The sequence below is a fragment of the Aeromonas sp. s5 genome (assembly GCF_040907865.1).
In the GTDB taxonomy this organism is placed as follows: domain Bacteria; phylum Pseudomonadota; class Gammaproteobacteria; order Enterobacterales; family Aeromonadaceae; genus Aeromonas; species Aeromonas dhakensis.
In genome coordinates this window covers 60,460-78,063 of the sequence record NZ_JBFOCO010000002.1, presented here as the reverse complement: position 1 = coordinate 78,063, position 17,604 = coordinate 60,460, and the positions used below count along the sequence as shown (strand labels likewise).

The window sequence follows — 17,604 nt, the reverse complement described above, 5'->3', positions numbered from 1 at the left end:
GCGCTGTGGTTGAGGCGCATTCAGGCGAGAAAGGAGGTTGCATGCTGACATCCATCCTGATGGGGCTGGGCTTGCTGCTGCTGTTCGAAGGGCTGGGGCCGCTCTTGATGCCGCGCGCCTGGCAGCAGATGTTGCGGCTGCTGAGCGATCAACCGGCCGAGCAGTTGCGCCGCATCGGCGGCTGTCTGGTGGTGGCCGGGGCCGTTATCTTGTGGGCGCTGGCGCGTTAAAGGATGAGCCTGGCTGTGTTTGCCAGACAATAAAAAAGAGGCCAATGGCCTCTTTTTTATTTCCGGCTGAGCATCAGGCGCTGCGCTGCACCGCCATGTGGGCCAGGGTTTCCAGTGCCTGCTTGTGCCGGGAGTCCGGCAGGATGGCGAGGGCCGCGATGGCCTTGTCGGCCTCTTCCCGGGCCCGCATGCGGGAGTACTCCAGCGCGCCGGTACGGTCGAGGATGGCCAGGATCCGGTCGAGGTGCTCCATGCCGTTGCGGTGCTCGATGGCGTCGCGCACCAGCTGGCGCTCTTCCGGGCTACCCACTTCCATGGCACGCAACAGCGGCAGGGTCGGCTTGCCTTCGGCCAGATCGTCGCCCACGTTCTTGCCCATCTCGTCGCTCTGGGAGCAGTAGTCCATCACGTCGTCGATGATCTGGAAGGCGGTGCCCAGATACTTGCCGTAGTCGGTCATCGCCTGTTCGATGGGCGCGGGCTGATGGGTCAGCACGGCGGCGAGACGGGTGGCGGCTTCGAACAGCTTGGCGGTCTTGCAATAGATGACCGTCATGTAGCTCTCTTCGGTGGTATCCGGGTCGTTGCAGTTCATCAGCTGCAGCACTTCCCCTTCGGCGATGGTGTTGGTGGCCTCGGAGAGGATCTCCATCACCCGCAGGTTGGAGAGCTCGCTCATCATCTGGAAGGAGCGGCTGTAGAGGTAGTCACCCACCAGGACGCTGGCGGCGTTGCCGAACATGGCGTTGGCGGTCTCCCGGCCGCGGCGCAGGTCGGATTCGTCGACCACGTCGTCGTGCAGCAGGGTGGAAGTGTGAATGAATTCGATGATGGCAGCCAGTTTCAGGTGATCCTCACCCTCATATCCCAGTGCGCGGGCGGCCATGACGGTCAGCATGGGGCGCATCCGTTTCCCGCCTGCACTGACAATATAGAAACCCAGCTGGTTGATCAGGCTGACATCGGACTGGAGTCGCGCCAGGATCAGTTCATTGACCGCCGTCATGTCGGCGGCACAGAGCGCACGGATAGTCTGTTGGTCCATAAGTCTCATAACGTGACGGCAGTGATGACTGCGATTTTAGCAATGGCGGGGATTCTACACGATTTCACAATGGGTTACAGTTAAGCGTTTATTCACGGCGGCAGATATGCGCACAAAATAAACTTTTTGCTAAATTGGCCTTGCCTGAGCAAATCGATTTGCGTAGAATGCCCGCCCATTGTTATAGGTTTTTGCGCGTGTCTGGCCTTGAGCAAAAGACACGCCTTTACGGAGTTAATCAAATGTACGCGGTATTCCAAAGCGGCGGAAAACAACACCGTGTGGCCGAAGGTCAAATCGTTCGTCTGGAAAAGCTGAACGTTGAGACTGGCGCTACCATCGACTTCAACGAAGTGCTGATGGTTGCTGCAGGCGACACTTTTAAAGTAGGTGCTCCTTTCGTTGAAGGTGGCAAGGTTGTAGCTGAAGTTGTGGCTCACGGCCGTGGCGAGAAAGTGACTATCGTCAAGTTCCGTCGTCGTAAGCACCACCGTAAGCAAGCGGGCCACCGTCAGTGGTTCACTGAAGTCAAAATCACTGGCATCAGCGCTTAATTAGAGGAGTACGATAGATGGCACACAAAAAAGCTGGCGGTTCATCCCGCAACGGCCGCGATTCAGAAGCTAAACGCCTGGGCGTGAAGCGTTTCGGCGGCGAAACAGTTCTGGCTGGCAGCATCATCGTTCGTCAGCGCGGCACCAAGTTCCACGCTGGTGAGAACGTTGGTCTGGGCAAGGACCACACCCTGTTCGCTACCGCGAACGGCAAGGTGCAGTTCGAAGTCAAAGGTCCGCTGAACCGTAAGTACGTAAGCATCGTTGCTGAGTAATTACGGACCGCAAGGATCCGAAGCCCCGCCAACAGGCGGGGCTTTTGTTTTTCTGATGTAGTTGACGAAAAAACGGCACGCAGCCGACCCTGGCTCTGAAGGGGCGACTGGCAAGATGCGTATCGCCCGCAGTGGTCTGTACCACTATAATGGCGTATCGGTTTTTCGAATTAAGGTGACGGTTACCTATGAAGTTTGTTGATGAAGTCCAGATTCGAGTCGATGCCGGTGACGGTGGTAACGGTTGTGTGAGCTTTCGCCGGGAGAAGTACATTCCAAACGGCGGCCCGGACGGCGGTGACGGCGGTGACGGTGGCGACGTGTATCTGGTTGCCGATGAAAACCTGAACACCCTGATCGACTACCGTTTCGAGCGTTTCCATGCCGCCGAGCGTGGCGAGAATGGCCAGAGCGCCAACTGTACCGGTCGTCGCGGCAAGGACAAGATCCTGCGCGTGCCGGTCGGTACTCGTGCGACCGATGAAGATACCGGCGAACTGCTGGGGGATCTGACCCACCATGAGCAGAAGCTGCTGGTTGCCAAGGGCGGCTTCCACGGTCTTGGCAACACCCGCTTCAAGAGCTCGGTCAACCGTGCGCCGCGCCAGAAGAGCAACGGCACCCCGGGTGAAGTACGTACCCTGAAGCTGGAGCTGCTGCTGCTGGCTGACGTCGGCATGCTGGGCCTGCCCAACGCCGGCAAGTCCACCTTCATCCGCGCCGTCTCTGCGGCCCGCCCGAAAGTGGCCGACTACCCCTTCACCACCCTGGTGCCTAACCTGGGGGTGGTGCGTGGCGAGAACTCCCGCTCCTTCGTCATTGCCGACATTCCGGGTCTGATTGAGGGTGCTGCCGAAGGCGCCGGCCTCGGTATCCGCTTCCTCAAGCACCTCGAGCGCTGCCGCGTGCTGGTCCATCTGGTGGATATCTGCCCGGTGGATGGTTCCGATCCGGCCGAGAATGCCGTGACCATCGTCCGTGAGCTGGAGAAGTACAGCCCGGAGCTCGCGAGCAAGCCACGCTGGCTGGTGTTCAACAAGATGGACCTGATCCTGGAAGAAGAGGCAGGTGAAGTGATGGAGCGCGTGAAGGCCGCCCTGAACCACGAAGGGCCGGTTTACGCCATCACCGCCATTAGCAAGGAAGGGACCAAGAAGGTCTGCTACGACATCCTGGATCTGCTGGATACCATGCCCCGTCAGCTGGCGGAAGATGCCAAGGAAGCCATCGAGAAGGTGGAGTTCAAGTGGGACGACTACCACAAGAACCAGCTGGCCAAGGCCGAAGCGGATGCGCTGGCTGCCTCCAAGGCGTTTGACGAGTCGCTGGACGACGATGACTGGGACGACGAAGACGATGATGGCGTGGAAGTCATCTACGTGCGTGACTGACCCTCATCCTGCGGGTGGGCACAGTGCAGCCACCCGCCGCTGAAAAACCGGAGCCTTGCCAGGCTCCGGTTTTTTTATGGGGATCGACTGGATCACCATATAGATATATTTCTTATGTCACTTATTGCCTGCCAACCGCAACTGATTATACTGCGCTCCTGAATGTAACCTTAACGAAACAATGTGCTAACCATTTGTAATGAATTGATATGCGCATCTGTTTGGGTACATTCTTATGGAAGGTTTGCCTGTAAAAATATTTATGCTTGAAATGATCCATTAAAAGCTTGTTTGTGCATTTTTTTGGAGTATTCTTGCGCCCGTTTTGTCGGGTGAGAGCATGGGTATGCAGGTTTGCCTGGCTAAGGAAAAGTAACATTAAGGCTGTAAACCATGCTGGAAAAGACTCTGCAAGCACCTGCGCTCAATACCCGTCGCAACGTGCTGATGTTCCTGGTCCCGTCACTCATCGGGATCCTGCTGTTCATGACCCCCGTTCTCTATGACGGCAACGTCACCATCCCGGTAGCCGTACTGGCGAAGCTGGTACAGAGGGTGTTTGCCGACTATCTGGTGGCCATGGTCAGCGCCATCATCACCACCACCATGCTGATGACCCTGATCGCCTGGTTGTTCAAGCCGGCGATCCTGGTGAAGCGCCCCTTCCTCAACAGCCTGTTCAACGTCTCACCCTTCTGGGCCTGCGTACGGGTGCTTGGCGGCATCTTCGTGCTGCTGACCTTCTTCGAGGCCGGTCCCGAGGTGCTGCGTTCCGGGGCAACCGGTGGCCTGGTGCTGCACGATCTGCTGCCGGTGCTGTTCTCCGTCTTCATCTTCGCCGGCCTGCTGCTGCCGCTGCTGCTCGATTTTGGTCTGCTGGAGTTCGTCGGCACCATGATGACCCGCATCATGCGTCCCGTGTTCCGCCTGCCGGGCCGCTCCGCGGTGGACTGCTTCGCCTCCTGGCTCGGGGATGGCAGCGTCGGCATCCTGCTCACCAGCAAACAGTACGAAGGCAAGTTCTACACTCAGCGGGAAGCCGCCGTCATCGGCACCACTTTCTCTGCCGTCTCCATCACCTTCTGCCTGGTGGTGATCTCCCAGGTGAAGCTGGAGCACATGTTCGTGCCCTTCTACCTGACCGTCTGCCTGGCCGGGGTAGTGGCCGCCATCGTGGTGCCGCGCCTGCCGCCGCTCTCCTGGAAGAAGGATGTCTACAGCGACGGTACTCCCCTGTGCCGCAAGCAGGAGGCGATCCCCCATCAGCACAGCGTGCTGAGCTATGGCTATGAGCGGGCCCTGACCAAGGCCGACAGCATGACGGATCTCGGCGCCGTGGCGCGGGAAGGGGTGAAGAATGCCCTGGACATGGTGTTTGGCGTGTTGCCGGTGGTGATGGCGGTGGGTACCTGTGCCCTGATGCTGGCCGAGCACACCCCCATCTTCAACTGGCTGGGGGCCCCCTTCGTCCCCTTGCTGGAGCTGCTGCAACTGCCGGAGGCGGAAGCCGCTTCCAAGACCATCATGGTGGGCTTCGCCGACATGTTCATCCCGGCGGTGCTGGCCTCCACCATCGAGAGCGAGATGACCCGCTTCGTGATCGCCGCCATGTCGGTCACCCAGCTCATCTACATGTCGGAAGTGGGTGCCCTGCTGCTGGGCAGCAAGATCCCGGTCAAGCTGTGGGAGCTGTTCGTGATCTTCCTGTTGCGCACCCTGATCACCCTGCCGGTCATCGCCGGGGTGGCGCACCTGCTGTTCTGATCTGCCCCGCGTTTGTAAACGGTCAACTTCGGTTGGCCGTTTTTTTATGGTCACTATTAGACCAAAGTGAGTCTTTTATGAGGCCTGAATTTACATTAATGTAACAAGCTGAAAAAACACGCCAGCCGAGCAGTAGGCAATTCCAACCTATGTGGCCAGGAGTCACCCCATGACCTCACTGCTCAGCTACCGGGCCGGTCCTTGCGATCAGCCGCTGCTTCACCAGACCATAGGCGCCTACCTGCAAGAGGTGGCGGAACGTTTCCCCGAGCGGCCCGCCGTGGTGGTGCGCCACCAGCAGATCCGCTGGAACTACCGGGAATACCTGACCCAGATAGACCGGCTGGCGCTGGGCCTGCTGGCGCTTGGGATCCGGCCAGGGGATCGGGTCGGCATCTGGTCGCCCAACAACATCGAGTGGTGCCTGGTGCAATTCGCAACGGCCCGCATAGGGGCCATCATGGTCTGCATCAACCCCGCCTACCGCAGCTACGAGCTCGCCTTTGCCATCAACAACGTGGGCTGTCGGGCCCTGATCTGCGCCAGCGCGTTCAAGGGCTGCGACTACCTCGCCATGCTGGGCGAGTTGGCCCCCGAGCTGGCTAGCTGTCCGCCAGGCCGCCTGACATCATCCCGGCTGCCAAGCCTGGAGATGGTGATCCGGCTCGGGGAGCAGCAAAGCGCCGGCATGCTCAACTTCCCCGAGGTGCTGGTACTGGGCGACCGGCAGGATCCGGCCTGGCTGGCCCGAGTGGCCGCCACCCTCAAACCCGATGACGCCATCAACATCCAGTTCACCTCGGGCACCACGGGCAACCCCAAGGGGGCTACCCTCAGTCACAGCAACATCCTCAACAACGGCCGCCAGGTGGCGCAAGGCATGGCGTTCAGCGAGCAGGATCGGCTCTGCATCCCGGTGCCGCTCTACCACTGTTTCGGCATGGTGCTCGGCAATCTGGTCTGCATCAGTGTGGGGGCCTGCGCCCTGTTTCCGGCCGAAGCCTTCGATCCGGCGGCCACCCTGCGGATGGTGAGCGAGGAGCGCTGCACCGCCCTGCACGGGGTGCCGACCATGTTCATCGCCGAGCTGGAGCTGGCGGAGTTTGACCAGTTCGATCTCTCCTCCCTGCGCACCGGCATCATGGCCGGTGCCATCTGCCCCGAGCCCTTGATGCGCAAGGTGCAGACCCTGATGCACATGACCGAGGTGACCATCGCCTACGGCCAGACCGAGTGCAGTCCCATCAATCACATGACCGCCATCGATGCGCCGCTGGACAAGCGGGTCACCACGGTCGGCCGCGCCATCGGTCACACCGAGATCAAGCTGGTCGACCCCAGCGGAGAGATAGTGGCCATCGGCGAGCGGGGCGAGATCTGCTGTCGCAGCAACGGGGTGATGCAGGGGTACTGGCAGGATCCGGTCAAGACGGCGGATACCATAGATGAGGAAGGGTGGCTGCACTCGGGGGACATCGGCATCATGGATGAAGAGGGCTATGTGCGGATCGTCGGACGCAGCAAGGAGCTGATCATTCGCGGTGGCGAGAACATCTACCCGCGCGAGATCGAGGAGCGGCTCTATGATCATCCGGCGGTGCAGGATGCAGCCGTGTTCGGGGTCGACAGCGAGCGCTATGGCGAGGAGGTGTGTGCCTGGGTCAAGCTCAGGCCCCGCCAGGAGGCCTGCGAGGAGGAGCTGAAGCAGTTCCTGTCGGCCCGCATCGCCTATTTCAAGGTTCCAAGATACATCCGTTTCGTGGAGGAGTACCCCATGACGGTAACCGGCAAGCTGCAAAAATTCAGGATGCGGGAACTGATGAGCGACGAGCTGGCCCGCCAGCACGCCGAGGGGATGCGCTGAGCGTGGCGACATCGGAAAAAAGGGCCTGCGGGCCCTTTTTTGTCAGCGTCCCAGCGGGTGGGGCTGTGCCGGCTTGCGGGGGCACTGCACCAGCAGGGTATGGGTGGTGAAGGTGCTGCTCTGGGGGAAGCTTGGGCGAAACCCCGTCATCGGATCGGCGGCCCCCATGCTCATCTGATGGGAAGTGAAGATGCGCTGGCGGCGATCGGTCTCCTGATAGCCGAGCGGGCAGCTCAGCGTCGCCTGCTGCTGGCACTCCTCCAGTGCGGCGCACTCGATCTGGAAGCGTTGCAGTGCGGGATTAGCTGAAGCGAGTTCGGTGACGGTGGCGGGCGCCGGCAGCAGGGCGCAGCCGGACAGCAAGAGGCTGCCCAGCAGGAAAATTCGGGGTGACATAAGAGAGTTGTGCTCGATGAAACAAGAAAAGGGTGGCTAGCGGCCGGCCGGGGCCATCAGCCTCGTGCCGGCCGCAAAGCGCGGATCAGCGCGGCGTGATGCCCATATCGACCGGACACTGGATGGTCAGAGAGTGCACCGTGTTGGCCATGCGATAGGGTTTGCCAGCCTTGTAGACCTTCTTCTCGTCGTCATAGCTGCCCGCCGTGTACTGGGTGCTGTAGAGCGTCTGCTGACGGCGATCCGTCTCCTGGTAGCCCTGCGGGCAGGTCTGGTTGGCCTGCTGGAAGCAGGCCGTCATGCTGCTGCACTCGATGTAGAAGCCGCGCTGGCTGGCATCGGCTAGGTGCACCGGGGTGACGGTGGGGGCGGGGGGAGACAACAGGGAGCAGCCGGAGAGCGTCAGCGCGCCCAGCATGATGAGATGTTTTGACATAGATAACCTGAACAGTGTGGTGTGACAAAGAGTGAGGGGGAGTCTATTGCTCCCCCTTCGCTATAGGGGCACCGTTATAACCAGCCGGGGGCGTTCAGGCCAGTCCGCAAATGTAAGAAAATATGACCCGGCCCTAGGCCAGCCCGGCCAGCAGGGCGCTTTCATCCACCTGATCTAGCTGCTCGGGGGCGAGGAATCTCCCGGCGTAATCGCGCCAGATGCCGCTGCTGACGAACAGGGCAAACAGGGCGGGATCGATGTGCTGCTCGCGCACCATGCTCTGCATGATGGCCAGCGACTGGGAGACCGTCTTGCCCGATTTGTAGGGGCGATCGCTGGCGGTCAGCGCCTCGAAGATGTCGGCGATGGCCATGATGCGGGCGGGGATGCTCATCTGGCTGCCCAGCAGCTGGCGCGGGTAGCCCTTGCCGTCCATCCGCTCGTGATGGCCGCCGGCAATCTCTGGCACGCTGCGCAGATGGCGGGGGAAGGGGAGACGTTCGAGCATGCGAATGGTCTGGATGATGTGCTCGTTGATCTTGTAGCGCTCCTCCTCGGTGAGGGTGCCGCGCCCGATGGCGAGGTTGTAGCGCTCGCCGCGGTTGTAGAGATGGGTCGGCACCCGCACCTTGAAGCCCCAGGGATTGCGCTCGTCCAGCTGATCGTGGACGGGGCGGGGGATGAGGTGGGCGGTCTTGTCCGCCAGCAGGGGCTCGACGCAGGGCAGCGGTGCAGCCGGCTCCCCCTGGCGCAGCTTGAGCTCCTCCCGGCTGATGCCGAGCCGATCGTCCAGGGTGCGCAGCCAGGTGCGGCTGGCGATGGCATCCAGCCTGGTCAGCTTCTCCGGTGCCATCCATTCGCCGCCCAGGTTGCACTCGGCGACGAAGGCGAACTCCTCGTCCAGGGTGCTCCAGAGCGGCGCCACCGTCGCCCTGGCCGCTTCCCGCTCCGACGCCGGCAGGCGGGCCGCCAGCGCCTCGATGTAGCCGTCGCGCTTGAGCACCTCGAAGCGGGTACGGATCTCGTGGATCCGATCGTAAAGGGTCTCCAGCTTGGTGGCCTTGTCCACCACGAACTCGGGGGTGGTCACCTTGCCGCAGTCGTGCAGCCAGCTGGCGATATGGATGGCCTCCCACTCCTCCTCGTTGAGCCGGAACTCGGCGAACGGCCCCTGCTGCTGGGCACAGGCAGCTTCGGTCAGCATCCGGGTCAGCTCCGGCACCCGCTGGCAGTGGCCGCCGGTGTAGGGGCTCTTGGCGTCGATCGCGCCGGCCATCAGCTCGATGAAGGACTCCAGCAACTGTTTCTGCTCCTCCAGCAGGCGCTGATTCTCGATGGCAGAGGCCGAGGTGCCCGCCAGCGCCTCGATCAGACTGATGCGCGAGGCCAGTTCACGGGCCGAGCAGTCAGGCAGGATCAGCAGCAGGCAGCCGATCAGCTCCTGGCGATGGTTGCGCAGGGGCTCGGCCACCAGCTGGCAGGGGCCGGGGAAGGGGCCCCAGTCGGCCAGATGCTGCTGCCAGCCCTGCTGGTCGATGGCGAGGCTGAGCCGCTCGCCCCGGGCCAGCTCGCCAAACAGGGCCTGCTGCCAGCGGATCTGCCCGGCCGGCAGCGGCGCTTTGCGCCACAGCGCCTGCACCGCCACCATCCCCTGCTCCTGAGCCAGGTAGAGACAACCCCCTTCGGCCTGCACCGCGGCGATGGTTTCGTGCAGGATGCGGCTGAGCAGGGAGTCGAAGCGGTGTTCGGCCGCCAGCGCCCGTCCCATGTTCATGAAGTTGCCGAGAGTCAGCCGCATGCCGGACATGGTATGTGCCAGATCGTCGATCTCGCGGATGGAAGACTCGGGGACCCGACTCTCGCCAAAATCGAAGTGCTGGATCCGCTCCGCCTCCTTGGTAAGCGCCAGCAGCGGGGTGGCGGTACGCCGCGAGACCAGCCAGATCACCGGCAGCAGCAGCAGCAGGCCCGCCAGCGCCCAGCCCAGATTGACCAGGGCCTCGTCTCTGGCCTGCTGATAGAGCAGGTCGGCCGACACCAGCAGGGCGATATGGAAGGGGGAGTCGCTCCCGAGGGGGGAGAGGTTGACCAGCCAGTCGCTGCCATCGGCGGCGGTCAGGTTGAGCTCGGCCGGGTCGTTCAGCAAGGTGGGCTGGCTGATGATCCGTTGTTGCAGGTCCGCCAGGGCCGGATGGGGTAGGCTGGCCAGCATGGGCAGCTGGCTCAGTTGCTCGAAGCTGGGCAGGTGTCTGGGATCGGCGGCCAGCAGGGTGGCGTACTCATCGAACAGGATCACCTGGCTCTGGGCGGGCAGCTGCAGCTTGCCGATCAGGGCCGACAGTCCCTCGACGCTGGTGTCGAGCCCGATCACGGCGCGTCTGTCGTCGCTCTCCACCGCCAGGGTCATGCCAGGCTCCTTGGTGGTGAAGAAGAGGTAGGGGTTGGTGGTGGCGATCCCCGCTCGCCAGCGGGCCTGCTTGTACCAGTCGCGGCTGCGGGGATCGTAGCGGTAGTTCGGCATGGGGCGCCGCTCGAGCAGGCTCAGCCGCTGATCGAAATAGAGAAACTCTCCCTTGCCCTGACTGAGGCTCTGCACCAGCAGGCTGCTGGCGGCCGGCACGCCCCCCAGCTGGGTCTTGGCCCGCTCGGTCAGTTTGCGCACCAGAAAAAAGTCGCCATCCTCGTAGCCGGCATAGACGGCCCCATAGCTGGGGCTGTTGGCCAGCACCTCCGCCAGTTGCGGCAGGTAGGCCAGACGGTCGGTCAGGTTGGTCATGGCCGCCAGCTGGCCGCTGCGCAGCAGGCTCAGCGACATGCGGGCCGGCCGCTCGTTCAGCTGCAGGGCGAGGGCCAGCTGCTGGCGATACTGCAGAAAGTTCTGTCGCTCGTGCTCCAGCCCCTGGCGGGCCCCTTGCTGGAACTGCAAGGCGATGAGGGCGCTGCCGAGCAGGGTAAACAGCAGGATGAAGAGGGTGGCGATATGCACATAGAAGGGTTTACGACCTGGCCTGGCAGTTGTCATGGACACATCCTTGTCACACGGGCGATTGCAGAGACGATCAACCTGCAGTGTGCCTGCAGGATGACAATAAACACAATAACCCATTCAGAGAGATCGGGATGTGACAGAGAGAAACTAACCCTGCTGGCGCTCCCGGAACCCGTGTCCGTCAATTTTGCCGGCCGATCAGGTGATTCATTCAGGTATCCCGTGCTACATTGCCCCCTTGTTACTGGTCTGTGAATCAATGGAGTGACCCATGTCTGCCATCCCCTATTCCGTGCTCGATCTGGTGCCCGTTGCCGAAGGCTCCCAGCCGGCCGAGTCGTTTCGCCGCTCGCTGGATCTGGCTCGCCATGCCGAGCGCTGGGGTTACAACCGCTACTGGCTGGCCGAGCACCACAACATGCCGGGCATCGCCAGTGCCGCCACCTCGGTGCTGATCGGCCACCTGGCCGGCGGCACCAATACCCTGCGCATCGGCGCCGGCGGCATCATGCTGCCGAACCACTCGCCGCTGGTCATTGCCGAGCAGTTCGGCACCCTGGCGTCACTCTATCCGGATCGCATCGATCTCGGCCTTGGCCGCGCGCCGGGCACCGATCAGCGCACCATGCGGGCGCTCAGACGCCAGCGCAGCGGCGAGGTGGATGACTTCCCGGCGGATGTGCGCGAACTGATGGACTACTTTGGCGACGAGGTGGGCGCGGTGCAGGCGGTACCGGGCCAGGGGCTGCATCTGCCCATCTGGTTGCTGGGGTCCAGCCTCTACAGCGCCCAGCTGGCGGCGGCCATGGGGCTGCCGTTCGGCTTTGCCTCCCACTTCGCCCCCGCCATGCTGCTGCAGGCGCTGGAAATTTACCGCGCCCAGTATCGCCCCTCCGCCCGCTGGCCCAAGCCCCATGCGGTGGTCTGCATCAACATGATCGCCGCCGACAGCGAGCGGGAGGCGCGCTTCCAGTTCACTACCCTGCAGCAGCAGTTTCTGCGCCTGCATCGCGGCAACGCGGGCAAGTTGCCGGCGCCCGTCGTCGAACTGAGCGAGGAGTGGTCCGAACGCGAGCTGGTGGCGATGGAGCAGACCCTGGCCCGCTCGCTGGTGGGCAACCCGGATCAGGTACGCCACGGCCTCAAGGCGTTGCTGGCGGAAACCAGGGCCGACGAGCTGATGTTCAACGGTCCCATCGTCGATCATCAGGCGCGGCTGCGCTCCTTTGAAATTGCCGCCGAGCTGATGCAGGCGCTATAAGCTCGACTCCCCGAAGAGCAGGGCGCTATCTTGCTAGAAGCGCCTCTGTCGCCCTGCTGTCAGGTCATCGAGAGGGGGCGTTGTGGGGAGGAAAGATGGGGTTTCTGCCCTCTCTATTTTATCTAATGCACTGAATTAAAAGGAAAGTCAGGTTGGTGTCAGGCTGCTGTCGTGTCGCATGCCACCCTCCTGATCCTATGCTGGCCCCGTCAATCAACCACAAGGAGTTCGAGATGATCGTCAGGAAGTTGAGATTGCAGCGGGGCTGGTCACAGGAGCAGTTGGCCGCCTTTACCGGCCTGAGCGTTCGCACCATTCAGCGGATCGAGCAGGGTCAGCAGCCCGGACTGGAATCCCTCAAGGCCCTGGCCGCCGTCTTTGAGCTCGAGGTGGCGCAACTTGACGGTACAAGCCAACAGGAGCATGAGATGAGAGGGAGTGACACGATGGAACGGGATCAGATCCGGGTATCGGTAGAGGAGCGGGCCGCCATGCGTTATGTGGAGGGGCTCAAGGGCTTCTATTACCACATCGCCAGCTACCTGCTGGTAATATGCGGGCTGTTTGTCATCAACTATCTGAGCAACCCGGGCTATATCTGGGCCTGGTGGCCGGCACTGGGCTGGGGGCTGGGATTGATCTCCCATGCCATCAACCTGTTCCAGCCCTTCAAGCTGTTCGGCCCCGAGTGGGAGCGACAGCAGATCGAGAAACGACTGGGACGCAAGCTCTAGGGTGAGCAGTGCACCATAAAAAACGGGCCCGGCAATACCGGGCCTGTTTTGTTTTATTGTCTGCAGCCTACTTGGCGTTGGCGGGACAGTGAGTGACGATCAGGGCATCATCTTCATGGCACCACAGGGTTGCTCAGGTTCAGCCGCTTATCGTCACTTGGCGTAGGTAGGGCAGGGGGTCGCGATCAGGGCATCATCTTCATAGCGCCACAGGGTGAGGCTCTGATTGTCCAGACGCTCGCTCCCTCACCATTACTTGGCGTAGGTGGGGCAGGGGGTCGCGATCAGGGCATCATCTTCATAACGCCACAGAGTGAGGCTCTTGTTGTCCAGACGCTCGCCTCACCATTACTTGGCGTAGGTAGGGCAGGGGGTGGCGATCAGGGCATCATCTTCATAACGCCACAGGGTGAGGCTGTTGCCCCAGACACAGCCGGTGTCGAGCGCCTTGATATCCGGCTTGCCGGTGTTGCCCATCAGGGCAGCCCAGTGGCCGAACACTAGGATGGGGTCATCCACATGGTGTTCGCGCTGCTCGAACCAGGGGCGCAGGCCCGGGGTCGACTCGGTGGGGCCCTTCTTGCATTTGAAGTCGAGCCGGCCGTCGAAATAGCAGAAGCGCATCCGGGTGAAGGTGTTGATGATGTAGCGGTAGCGCTCGATCCCGACCAGATCGTCCTGCCAGCCATCGGGCTGATCGCCATACATGTTGTGCAGCAGCCACTGGTACTGATCACCGCGCAGCAGGCTTTCCACCTCGCGGGCACAGTTGCGGGCGGTGCGGGCGTCCCACGCCGGGGAGATGCCGGCATGCACCATCATGATGGGCAGGTCGGGGTGCTCCGCCAGCAGCGGGCGGTGGCGCAGCCACTCCAGCAGCTCGTCCCGATCCGGGGCGTCCATCAGCTCCTGCAGCCTGTCTTTCTTCTTGAGCGGGGCGACCCCATCGGCGACCGCCAGCAGGTGCAGATCGTGGTTGCCGAGCACGGTGACGGCACGGTTGCCCAGCCCTTTGACGAAGCGCAGGGTGTTGAGGGAATCCGGGCCGCGGGCGACCAGATCGCCGCACAGCCAGAGTACGTCGTTAGCGGGATCGAACTCGGCCAGATCCAGCAGACGGCGCAAGTCGTCGTAACAGCCCTGGATATCGCCAACAAAACAGTTCGCCATGAAACCTCAGTTGATAATGTGGGGGACGGCCAGCGTAAAGGGTGCGATGGGCACCTCGAATTGCTGCCCCGACTCGTCTTGCAGGGTATAACTCCCTTCCATCACGCCGAGCGGGGTGGCCAGCGGTACGCCGCTCTGATAGCGGAAGGTCTCGCCGGGGGCGATGACCGGCTGCTCGCCGACCACGCCGGGGCCTTCGACTTCCAGCATCTTGCCATTGGCATCGGTGATGAGCCAGCGCCGGCGCAGCAGTTGCGCCGGGCCGGGCCCCAGGTTCTCGATCTCGATGAGATAGTGGAACTGGTAAGGGTCTTTGCTATCCGCCACATACGAGGGGTATGGGCGGACCAGGATGTGCGGGGTTGCCACGGGATCAGGCCTTTGGCTGATCCGCCAGCCAGTTGGCGATCATGACGAACTGCTCGAGGGAGAGGTTCTCCGGGCGCAGGTTGCCATCGATGCCAAGTTCGGTCAGCTGGGCGTCCGTGATGAAGTTGGAGAAGCTGTTGCGAATGGTCTTGCGACGCTGGCCGAAGCCCTCGGTGCAGACCCGGTTCAGGCAACGAATGTCTTTCGCGACGATAGTCGGGTTCTTGTGCGGGATCAGACGGACCACGGCAGAATCCACCTTGGGCGCCGGCTTGAAGGCGCCAGGGCCCACTTCCAGCACAGGCACTACCTGGCAGTAGTACTGGGTCATCACGCTCAGACGGCCATAGGCCTTGCTGCCCGGGCCGGCGGCCAGACGCAGCACCACTTCCTTTTGCAGCATGAAGTGCATGTCTTCTACCCGATCGGCGAACTCGCACAGGTGGAAGATGAGCGGGGTGGAGATGTTGTAGGGCAGGTTGCCGAAGATGCGTAGCGGCCCCTTGCCTTCCCCCATCAGGGTGCTGAAGTCAAAACGCATGGCATCGGCTTCGATGACGGTGAGCTTGTCCTTCAGGGTCGGGTGATCGCGCAGGCGCGCCGCCAGATCCCGGTCAAGCTCGACCACGGTCATCTTGTCCATCTGGGCGGCGACCGGCTCGGTCAGCGCGGCCAGACCCGGGCCTATCTCCACCAGGTTCTGACCCGGCTGCGGATTGATGGCGGCCACGATCTGGTCGATCACGTAGCGATCGTGCAAGAAGTTCTGACCGAAACGCTTACGGGCCGTGTGGCCCATGTGCACCTTACTGCTCATATCTTTTTTTCTCTACCATCTTGATGGCGTGGTTGATCGCGGTGATCAGGCTGCCGGAGTCGGCCAGGCCCTTGCCTGCCAGATCCAGAGCGGTGCCGTGATCCACCGAAGTGCGGATGAAAGGGAGTCCAAGGGTGATATTGACCGAACTGCCGAAGCCCTTGTATTTGAGCACGGGCAGCCCCTGGTCGTGGTACATGGCGAGTACCGCATCCGCATCCTTGAGGTATTTCTCCTGGAACAGGGTATCGGCCGGCAGCGGGCCGACCAGATCGATCCCCTCCTGGCGCAGGCCGGCCAGGGCAGGTTCGATCACGTCAATCTCTTCACGGCCGAGGTGGCCGCCTTCCCCGGCGTGGGGGTTGAGGCCGCAGACGTAAATGCGGGGCTTGGCGATGCCGAACTTGGCTTTGAGATCCGCATCCAGGATGCGGATCACCTTGCCGAGGCGATCCTCGGTGATGGCCATCGCCACATAGGCCAGCGGAATGTGGGTGGTCGCCAGCGCGACCCGCAGCCCTTCTGTCGCCAGCAGCATCACCACGTCGGCGGTGTTGGATTGCTGGGCGAAGAACTCGGTGTGACCGCTGAATGACACGCCAGCCTGGTTGATGATCCCCTTGTGCACCGGCCCGGTCACCACGGCGGTAAATTCGCCGCTCATGTTGCCGTCGCAGGCGCGCTGCAGGGTGGCCAGCACGTAGGCACCATTGCCCTCGTCCAGCTTGCCCGGTATCACGGCGGCGCCGAGGGGAACAGGGCAGACGGTGAGTGTGCCCGCCCGCTGCGGTTGTGCCGGCTGACCGGCATCATAGGGCAGCAGCTCGACGGGCAGCCCCAGCAGGGCGGCCCGTTCGTGCAGCAGCGCCGGATCGGCGATCACCACCAGCTGGTGCGGCCAATCCTGCTGGGCAATCTGCAGCACCAGATCCGGGCCGATCCCGGCCGGTTCACCCGGGGTAATGGCAAGGCGACGACAGGTCATCAGCTGCCGGCGCCTTCGGTCTGGATGTAGGCCTCGTCACGCAGCTCGTCCAGCCAGGCCTGGGACTCTTCGGTGAAGCGGCGGTTGTAGATCAGCTGATAGGCGCGCTGCTCCTGGGCCTTGGTGGTGGCATCCTGGCTGCGGCGCTCTTCCAGCTGGACGATGTGCCAGCCGTGGGTAGTGCGGAAGGGTTCGCTGATCTGGCCCGGTTGCAGGCGGTTGACCATGTCGCGGAACTCGGGCACGTAGACGTTGGGATCGGACCAGCCCAGTTCGCCACCCTGCACTGCAGAGCCCGGATCCTCGGAGTACTTCTCCGCCAGGCTGGCGAAGCTCGCCTTGCCGCTCTTGATGTCATGCAGGATGCCGTCCAGCATCCCCTTGGCTTTCTCTTCGCTCAGGATGATGGAGGGCTTGATCAGGATGTGGCGGGCGCGCACTTCGGTCTGCACCACCTGCTGCTGGCCCTTGCTGTCGAACACCTTGATGATGTGCAGACCGGCACCGGAGCGCAGCGGGCCGACGATGTCGCCCTTCTTGGCACCCTGCACCGCTTCGGCCATCAGGGTCGGCATCTCTTGCGGGCTCATCCAGCCCCAGTCACCCCCTTCCAGCGCCTTGGGTCCGCTGCTCTCGGCAATGGCCATCTTGCGGAAGTCGGCGCCCTGCTTGAGGGCGGCCAGGATGCGTTCAATCTTGCTCTTGGCGGCGTTGAGCTGCTCGGCGCTCGGGTTGTCCGGCAGGGCAACCTGGATGTGGCCGACATGGTACTGCTGTTGCTGTTGACCCTGCTTGGCCAGGATATCCACTACCTGCTTCACCTCCTGCTCGGAGATGTTGATGCGGCGGCGCACCTGGTTGCGGCGCACCTCGTTCATCAGGATCTCGCGGCGCACCTCTTCCCGATACTGGGCATAGGTCAGCCCCTCGCGATCCAGCTGGGCACGCAGCTGATCCAGGGTCATCTTGTTGTCGGCGGCGATGCTCTGGATCGCTTGCTCCAGCTGGGTATCGCTGATCTTGAGGCCCTGGCGCTCGGCCAGCTGCAACTGCAGGCTCTCCTGGATCAGGCGATCCAGCGCCTGTTTGCGCAGGGTGGCGTCATCGGGCAGGGACTGGCCGTTTTCCTGGGCGGAGATCTTGACCTTCTGAACCAGGGCCTCCTGCTGGCTAGCCAGCACCACGTCCTTGTTGACCACGGCAAGCACCTTGTCCATCAGCTCGGGGGCGGCGAAGGCACCCTGGCTCATGGCTCCGAACAGGCCTGCAGTCAGCAGGGAAATCAACGTCTTCTTCATATCCATCTCTCAAGGCGTTTGCCAGA

General features: G+C 62.4%; 17 protein-coding genes. 8 read left to right on the top strand and 9 right to left on the bottom strand.

The genetic code is table 11. From position 1 onward, the window contains the following. The first annotated feature begins 41 nt into the window (after positions 1 to 41). On the top strand, positions 42 to 230 hold the full coding sequence (locus AB5Y94_RS00370) for a DUF2065 family protein (RefSeq protein ID WP_005304217.1): 189 nt from the start codon (positions 42 to 44) through the stop codon (positions 228 to 230). Between the two features lie 73 nt (positions 231 to 303). Here the strand turns inward: AB5Y94_RS00370 and ispB are convergent, their stop codons facing one another. Beyond that, positions 304 to 1,275, bottom strand: coding sequence for an octaprenyl diphosphate synthase (gene ispB / locus AB5Y94_RS00365; protein ID WP_010634945.1), 972 nt, complete (start codon positions 1,273 to 1,275; stop codon positions 304 to 306). Positions 1,276 to 1,517: 242 nt separating this feature from the next. On the opposite strand from ispB, the gene rplU reads away from it, so the two are divergent. The 5 genes from rplU to AB5Y94_RS00340 all read left to right on the top strand — a co-directional run bounded on the left by rplU (position 1,518) and on the right by AB5Y94_RS00340 (position 7,123). Then, entirely contained in the window at positions 1,518 to 1,829 is a 312-nt protein-coding gene (gene rplU / locus AB5Y94_RS00360; protein WP_005304210.1) for a 50S ribosomal protein L21, read from the top strand. A 17-nt stretch (positions 1,830 to 1,846) separates the two neighbouring features. Continuing rightward, positions 1,847 to 2,104 (top strand): 50S ribosomal protein L27, encoded by a 258-nt coding sequence (gene rpmA, locus AB5Y94_RS00355; RefSeq protein ID WP_005304202.1) that lies wholly within the window; start codon positions 1,847 to 1,849, stop codon positions 2,102 to 2,104. A 188-nt stretch (positions 2,105 to 2,292) separates the two neighbouring features. After that, a complete protein-coding gene (gene cgtA / locus AB5Y94_RS00350; protein WP_017763857.1) occupies positions 2,293 to 3,495 on the top strand; it encodes an Obg family GTPase CgtA in 1,203 nt (400 codons plus the stop codon). 393 nt (positions 3,496 to 3,888) lie between these two features. Next, positions 3,889 to 5,259, top strand: a complete 1,371-nt coding sequence (locus tag AB5Y94_RS00345; RefSeq protein ID WP_005304191.1) for a YjiH family protein — start codon at positions 3,889 to 3,891, stop codon at positions 5,257 to 5,259. 169 nt (positions 5,260 to 5,428) lie between these two features. Then, on the top strand, positions 5,429 to 7,123 hold the full coding sequence (locus AB5Y94_RS00340; RefSeq protein WP_368204453.1) for an AMP-binding protein: 1,695 nt from the start codon (positions 5,429 to 5,431) through the stop codon (positions 7,121 to 7,123). A 42-nt stretch (positions 7,124 to 7,165) separates the two neighbouring features. On the opposite strand, the gene AB5Y94_RS00335 is transcribed toward AB5Y94_RS00340, so the two are convergent. The 3 genes from AB5Y94_RS00335 to AB5Y94_RS00325 form a co-directional block, all read right to left on the bottom strand. Further along, the gene (locus tag AB5Y94_RS00335) at positions 7,166 to 7,519 is read right to left on the bottom strand and encodes a hypothetical protein (protein ID WP_123245600.1); all 354 of its coding nucleotides are present in this window, start codon (positions 7,517 to 7,519) and stop codon (positions 7,166 to 7,168) included. Between the two features lie 85 nt (positions 7,520 to 7,604). After that, on the bottom strand, positions 7,605 to 7,955 hold the full coding sequence (locus tag AB5Y94_RS00330) for a hypothetical protein (RefSeq protein WP_005304182.1): 351 nt from the start codon (positions 7,953 to 7,955) through the stop codon (positions 7,605 to 7,607). Between the two features lie 133 nt (positions 7,956 to 8,088). Then, positions 8,089 to 11,061 (bottom strand): HD domain-containing phosphohydrolase, encoded by a 2,973-nt coding sequence (locus AB5Y94_RS00325; RefSeq protein WP_195878035.1) that lies wholly within the window; start codon positions 11,059 to 11,061, stop codon positions 8,089 to 8,091. 154 nt (positions 11,062 to 11,215) lie between these two features. Between AB5Y94_RS00325 and AB5Y94_RS00320 the strand changes: the two genes are divergently transcribed. Together AB5Y94_RS00320 and AB5Y94_RS00315 are read left to right on the top strand one after the other, a co-directional pair. Beyond that, the gene (locus AB5Y94_RS00320; protein ID WP_005304175.1) at positions 11,216 to 12,205 is read left to right on the top strand and encodes a luciferase-like monooxygenase; all 990 of its coding nucleotides are present in this window, start codon (positions 11,216 to 11,218) and stop codon (positions 12,203 to 12,205) included. A 233-nt stretch (positions 12,206 to 12,438) separates the two neighbouring features. After that, positions 12,439 to 12,939: a 2TM domain-containing protein gene (locus AB5Y94_RS00315; RefSeq protein ID WP_017763864.1), complete on the top strand. Its 501-nt coding sequence runs from the start codon at positions 12,439 to 12,441 to the stop codon at positions 12,937 to 12,939. Positions 12,940 to 13,287: 348 nt separating this feature from the next. On the opposite strand, the gene AB5Y94_RS00310 is transcribed toward AB5Y94_RS00315, so the two are convergent. Genes AB5Y94_RS00310 through surA form a run of 5 tightly spaced genes read right to left on the bottom strand, consistent with a single transcriptional unit; the run spans position 13,288 to position 17,578 of the window. Continuing rightward, the gene (locus tag AB5Y94_RS00310; RefSeq protein WP_019839316.1) at positions 13,288 to 14,109 is read right to left on the bottom strand and encodes a symmetrical bis(5'-nucleosyl)-tetraphosphatase; all 822 of its coding nucleotides are present in this window, start codon (positions 14,107 to 14,109) and stop codon (positions 13,288 to 13,290) included. 6 nt (positions 14,110 to 14,115) lie between these two features. Then, positions 14,116 to 14,478, bottom strand: a complete 363-nt coding sequence (gene apaG / locus AB5Y94_RS00305; RefSeq protein ID WP_005304166.1) for a Co2+/Mg2+ efflux protein ApaG — start codon at positions 14,476 to 14,478, stop codon at positions 14,116 to 14,118. Between the two features lie 4 nt (positions 14,479 to 14,482). Further along, positions 14,483 to 15,295: a 16S rRNA (adenine(1518)-N(6)/adenine(1519)-N(6))-dimethyltransferase RsmA gene (gene rsmA, locus AB5Y94_RS00300; protein ID WP_368204452.1), complete on the bottom strand. Its 813-nt coding sequence runs from the start codon at positions 15,293 to 15,295 to the stop codon at positions 14,483 to 14,485. Continuing rightward, positions 15,285 to 16,280, bottom strand: coding sequence for a 4-hydroxythreonine-4-phosphate dehydrogenase PdxA (gene pdxA, locus AB5Y94_RS00295; protein ID WP_368204451.1), 996 nt, complete (start codon positions 16,278 to 16,280; stop codon positions 15,285 to 15,287). Before pdxA ends, rsmA begins: the two co-directional genes overlap by 11 nt. Further along, positions 16,280 to 17,578, bottom strand: a complete 1,299-nt coding sequence (gene surA / locus AB5Y94_RS00290; protein ID WP_368204450.1) for a peptidylprolyl isomerase SurA — start codon at positions 17,576 to 17,578, stop codon at positions 16,280 to 16,282. The genes pdxA and surA overlap by 1 nt, the downstream gene beginning before the upstream one ends. Between the last annotated feature and the right edge of the window lie 26 nt (positions 17,579 to 17,604).

What these genes read in the sequence shown, in the direction of transcription:
- AB5Y94_RS00310 (WP_019839316.1), bottom strand. Translation starts at nt 14,109, where the DNA reads ATGGCGAACTGTTTTGTTGGCGATATCCAGGGCTGTTACGACGACTTG.
- pdxA (WP_368204451.1), bottom strand. Translation starts at nt 16,280, where the DNA reads ATGACCTGTCGTCGCCTTGCCATTACCCCGGGTGAACCGGCCGGGATC.
- AB5Y94_RS00320 (WP_005304175.1), top strand. Translation starts at nt 11,216, where the DNA reads ATGTCTGCCATCCCCTATTCCGTGCTCGATCTGGTGCCCGTTGCCGAA.
- AB5Y94_RS00345 (WP_005304191.1), top strand. Translation starts at nt 3,889, where the DNA reads ATGCTGGAAAAGACTCTGCAAGCACCTGCGCTCAATACCCGTCGCAAC.
- rpmA (WP_005304202.1), top strand. Translation starts at nt 1,847, where the DNA reads ATGGCACACAAAAAAGCTGGCGGTTCATCCCGCAACGGCCGCGATTCA.
- rsmA (WP_368204452.1), bottom strand. Translation starts at nt 15,295, where the DNA reads ATGAGCAGTAAGGTGCACATGGGCCACACGGCCCGTAAGCGTTTCGGT.
- AB5Y94_RS00325 (WP_195878035.1), bottom strand. Translation starts at nt 11,061, where the DNA reads ATGGGTTATTGTGTTTATTGTCATCCTGCAGGCACACTGCAGGTTGAT.
- rplU (WP_005304210.1), top strand. Translation starts at nt 1,518, where the DNA reads ATGTACGCGGTATTCCAAAGCGGCGGAAAACAACACCGTGTGGCCGAA.
- AB5Y94_RS00330 (WP_005304182.1), bottom strand. Translation starts at nt 7,955, where the DNA reads ATGTCAAAACATCTCATCATGCTGGGCGCGCTGACGCTCTCCGGCTGC.
- AB5Y94_RS00340 (WP_368204453.1), top strand. Translation starts at nt 5,429, where the DNA reads ATGACCTCACTGCTCAGCTACCGGGCCGGTCCTTGCGATCAGCCGCTG.
- AB5Y94_RS00370 (WP_005304217.1), top strand. Translation starts at nt 42, where the DNA reads ATGCTGACATCCATCCTGATGGGGCTGGGCTTGCTGCTGCTGTTCGAA.
- cgtA (WP_017763857.1), top strand. Translation starts at nt 2,293, where the DNA reads ATGAAGTTTGTTGATGAAGTCCAGATTCGAGTCGATGCCGGTGACGGT.
- AB5Y94_RS00335 (WP_123245600.1), bottom strand. Translation starts at nt 7,519, where the DNA reads ATGTCACCCCGAATTTTCCTGCTGGGCAGCCTCTTGCTGTCCGGCTGC.
- AB5Y94_RS00315 (WP_017763864.1), top strand. Translation starts at nt 12,439, where the DNA reads ATGATCGTCAGGAAGTTGAGATTGCAGCGGGGCTGGTCACAGGAGCAG.
- ispB (WP_010634945.1), bottom strand. Translation starts at nt 1,275, where the DNA reads ATGGACCAACAGACTATCCGTGCGCTCTGTGCCGCCGACATGACGGCG.
- surA (WP_368204450.1), bottom strand. Translation starts at nt 17,578, where the DNA reads ATGAAGAAGACGTTGATTTCCCTGCTGACTGCAGGCCTGTTCGGAGCC.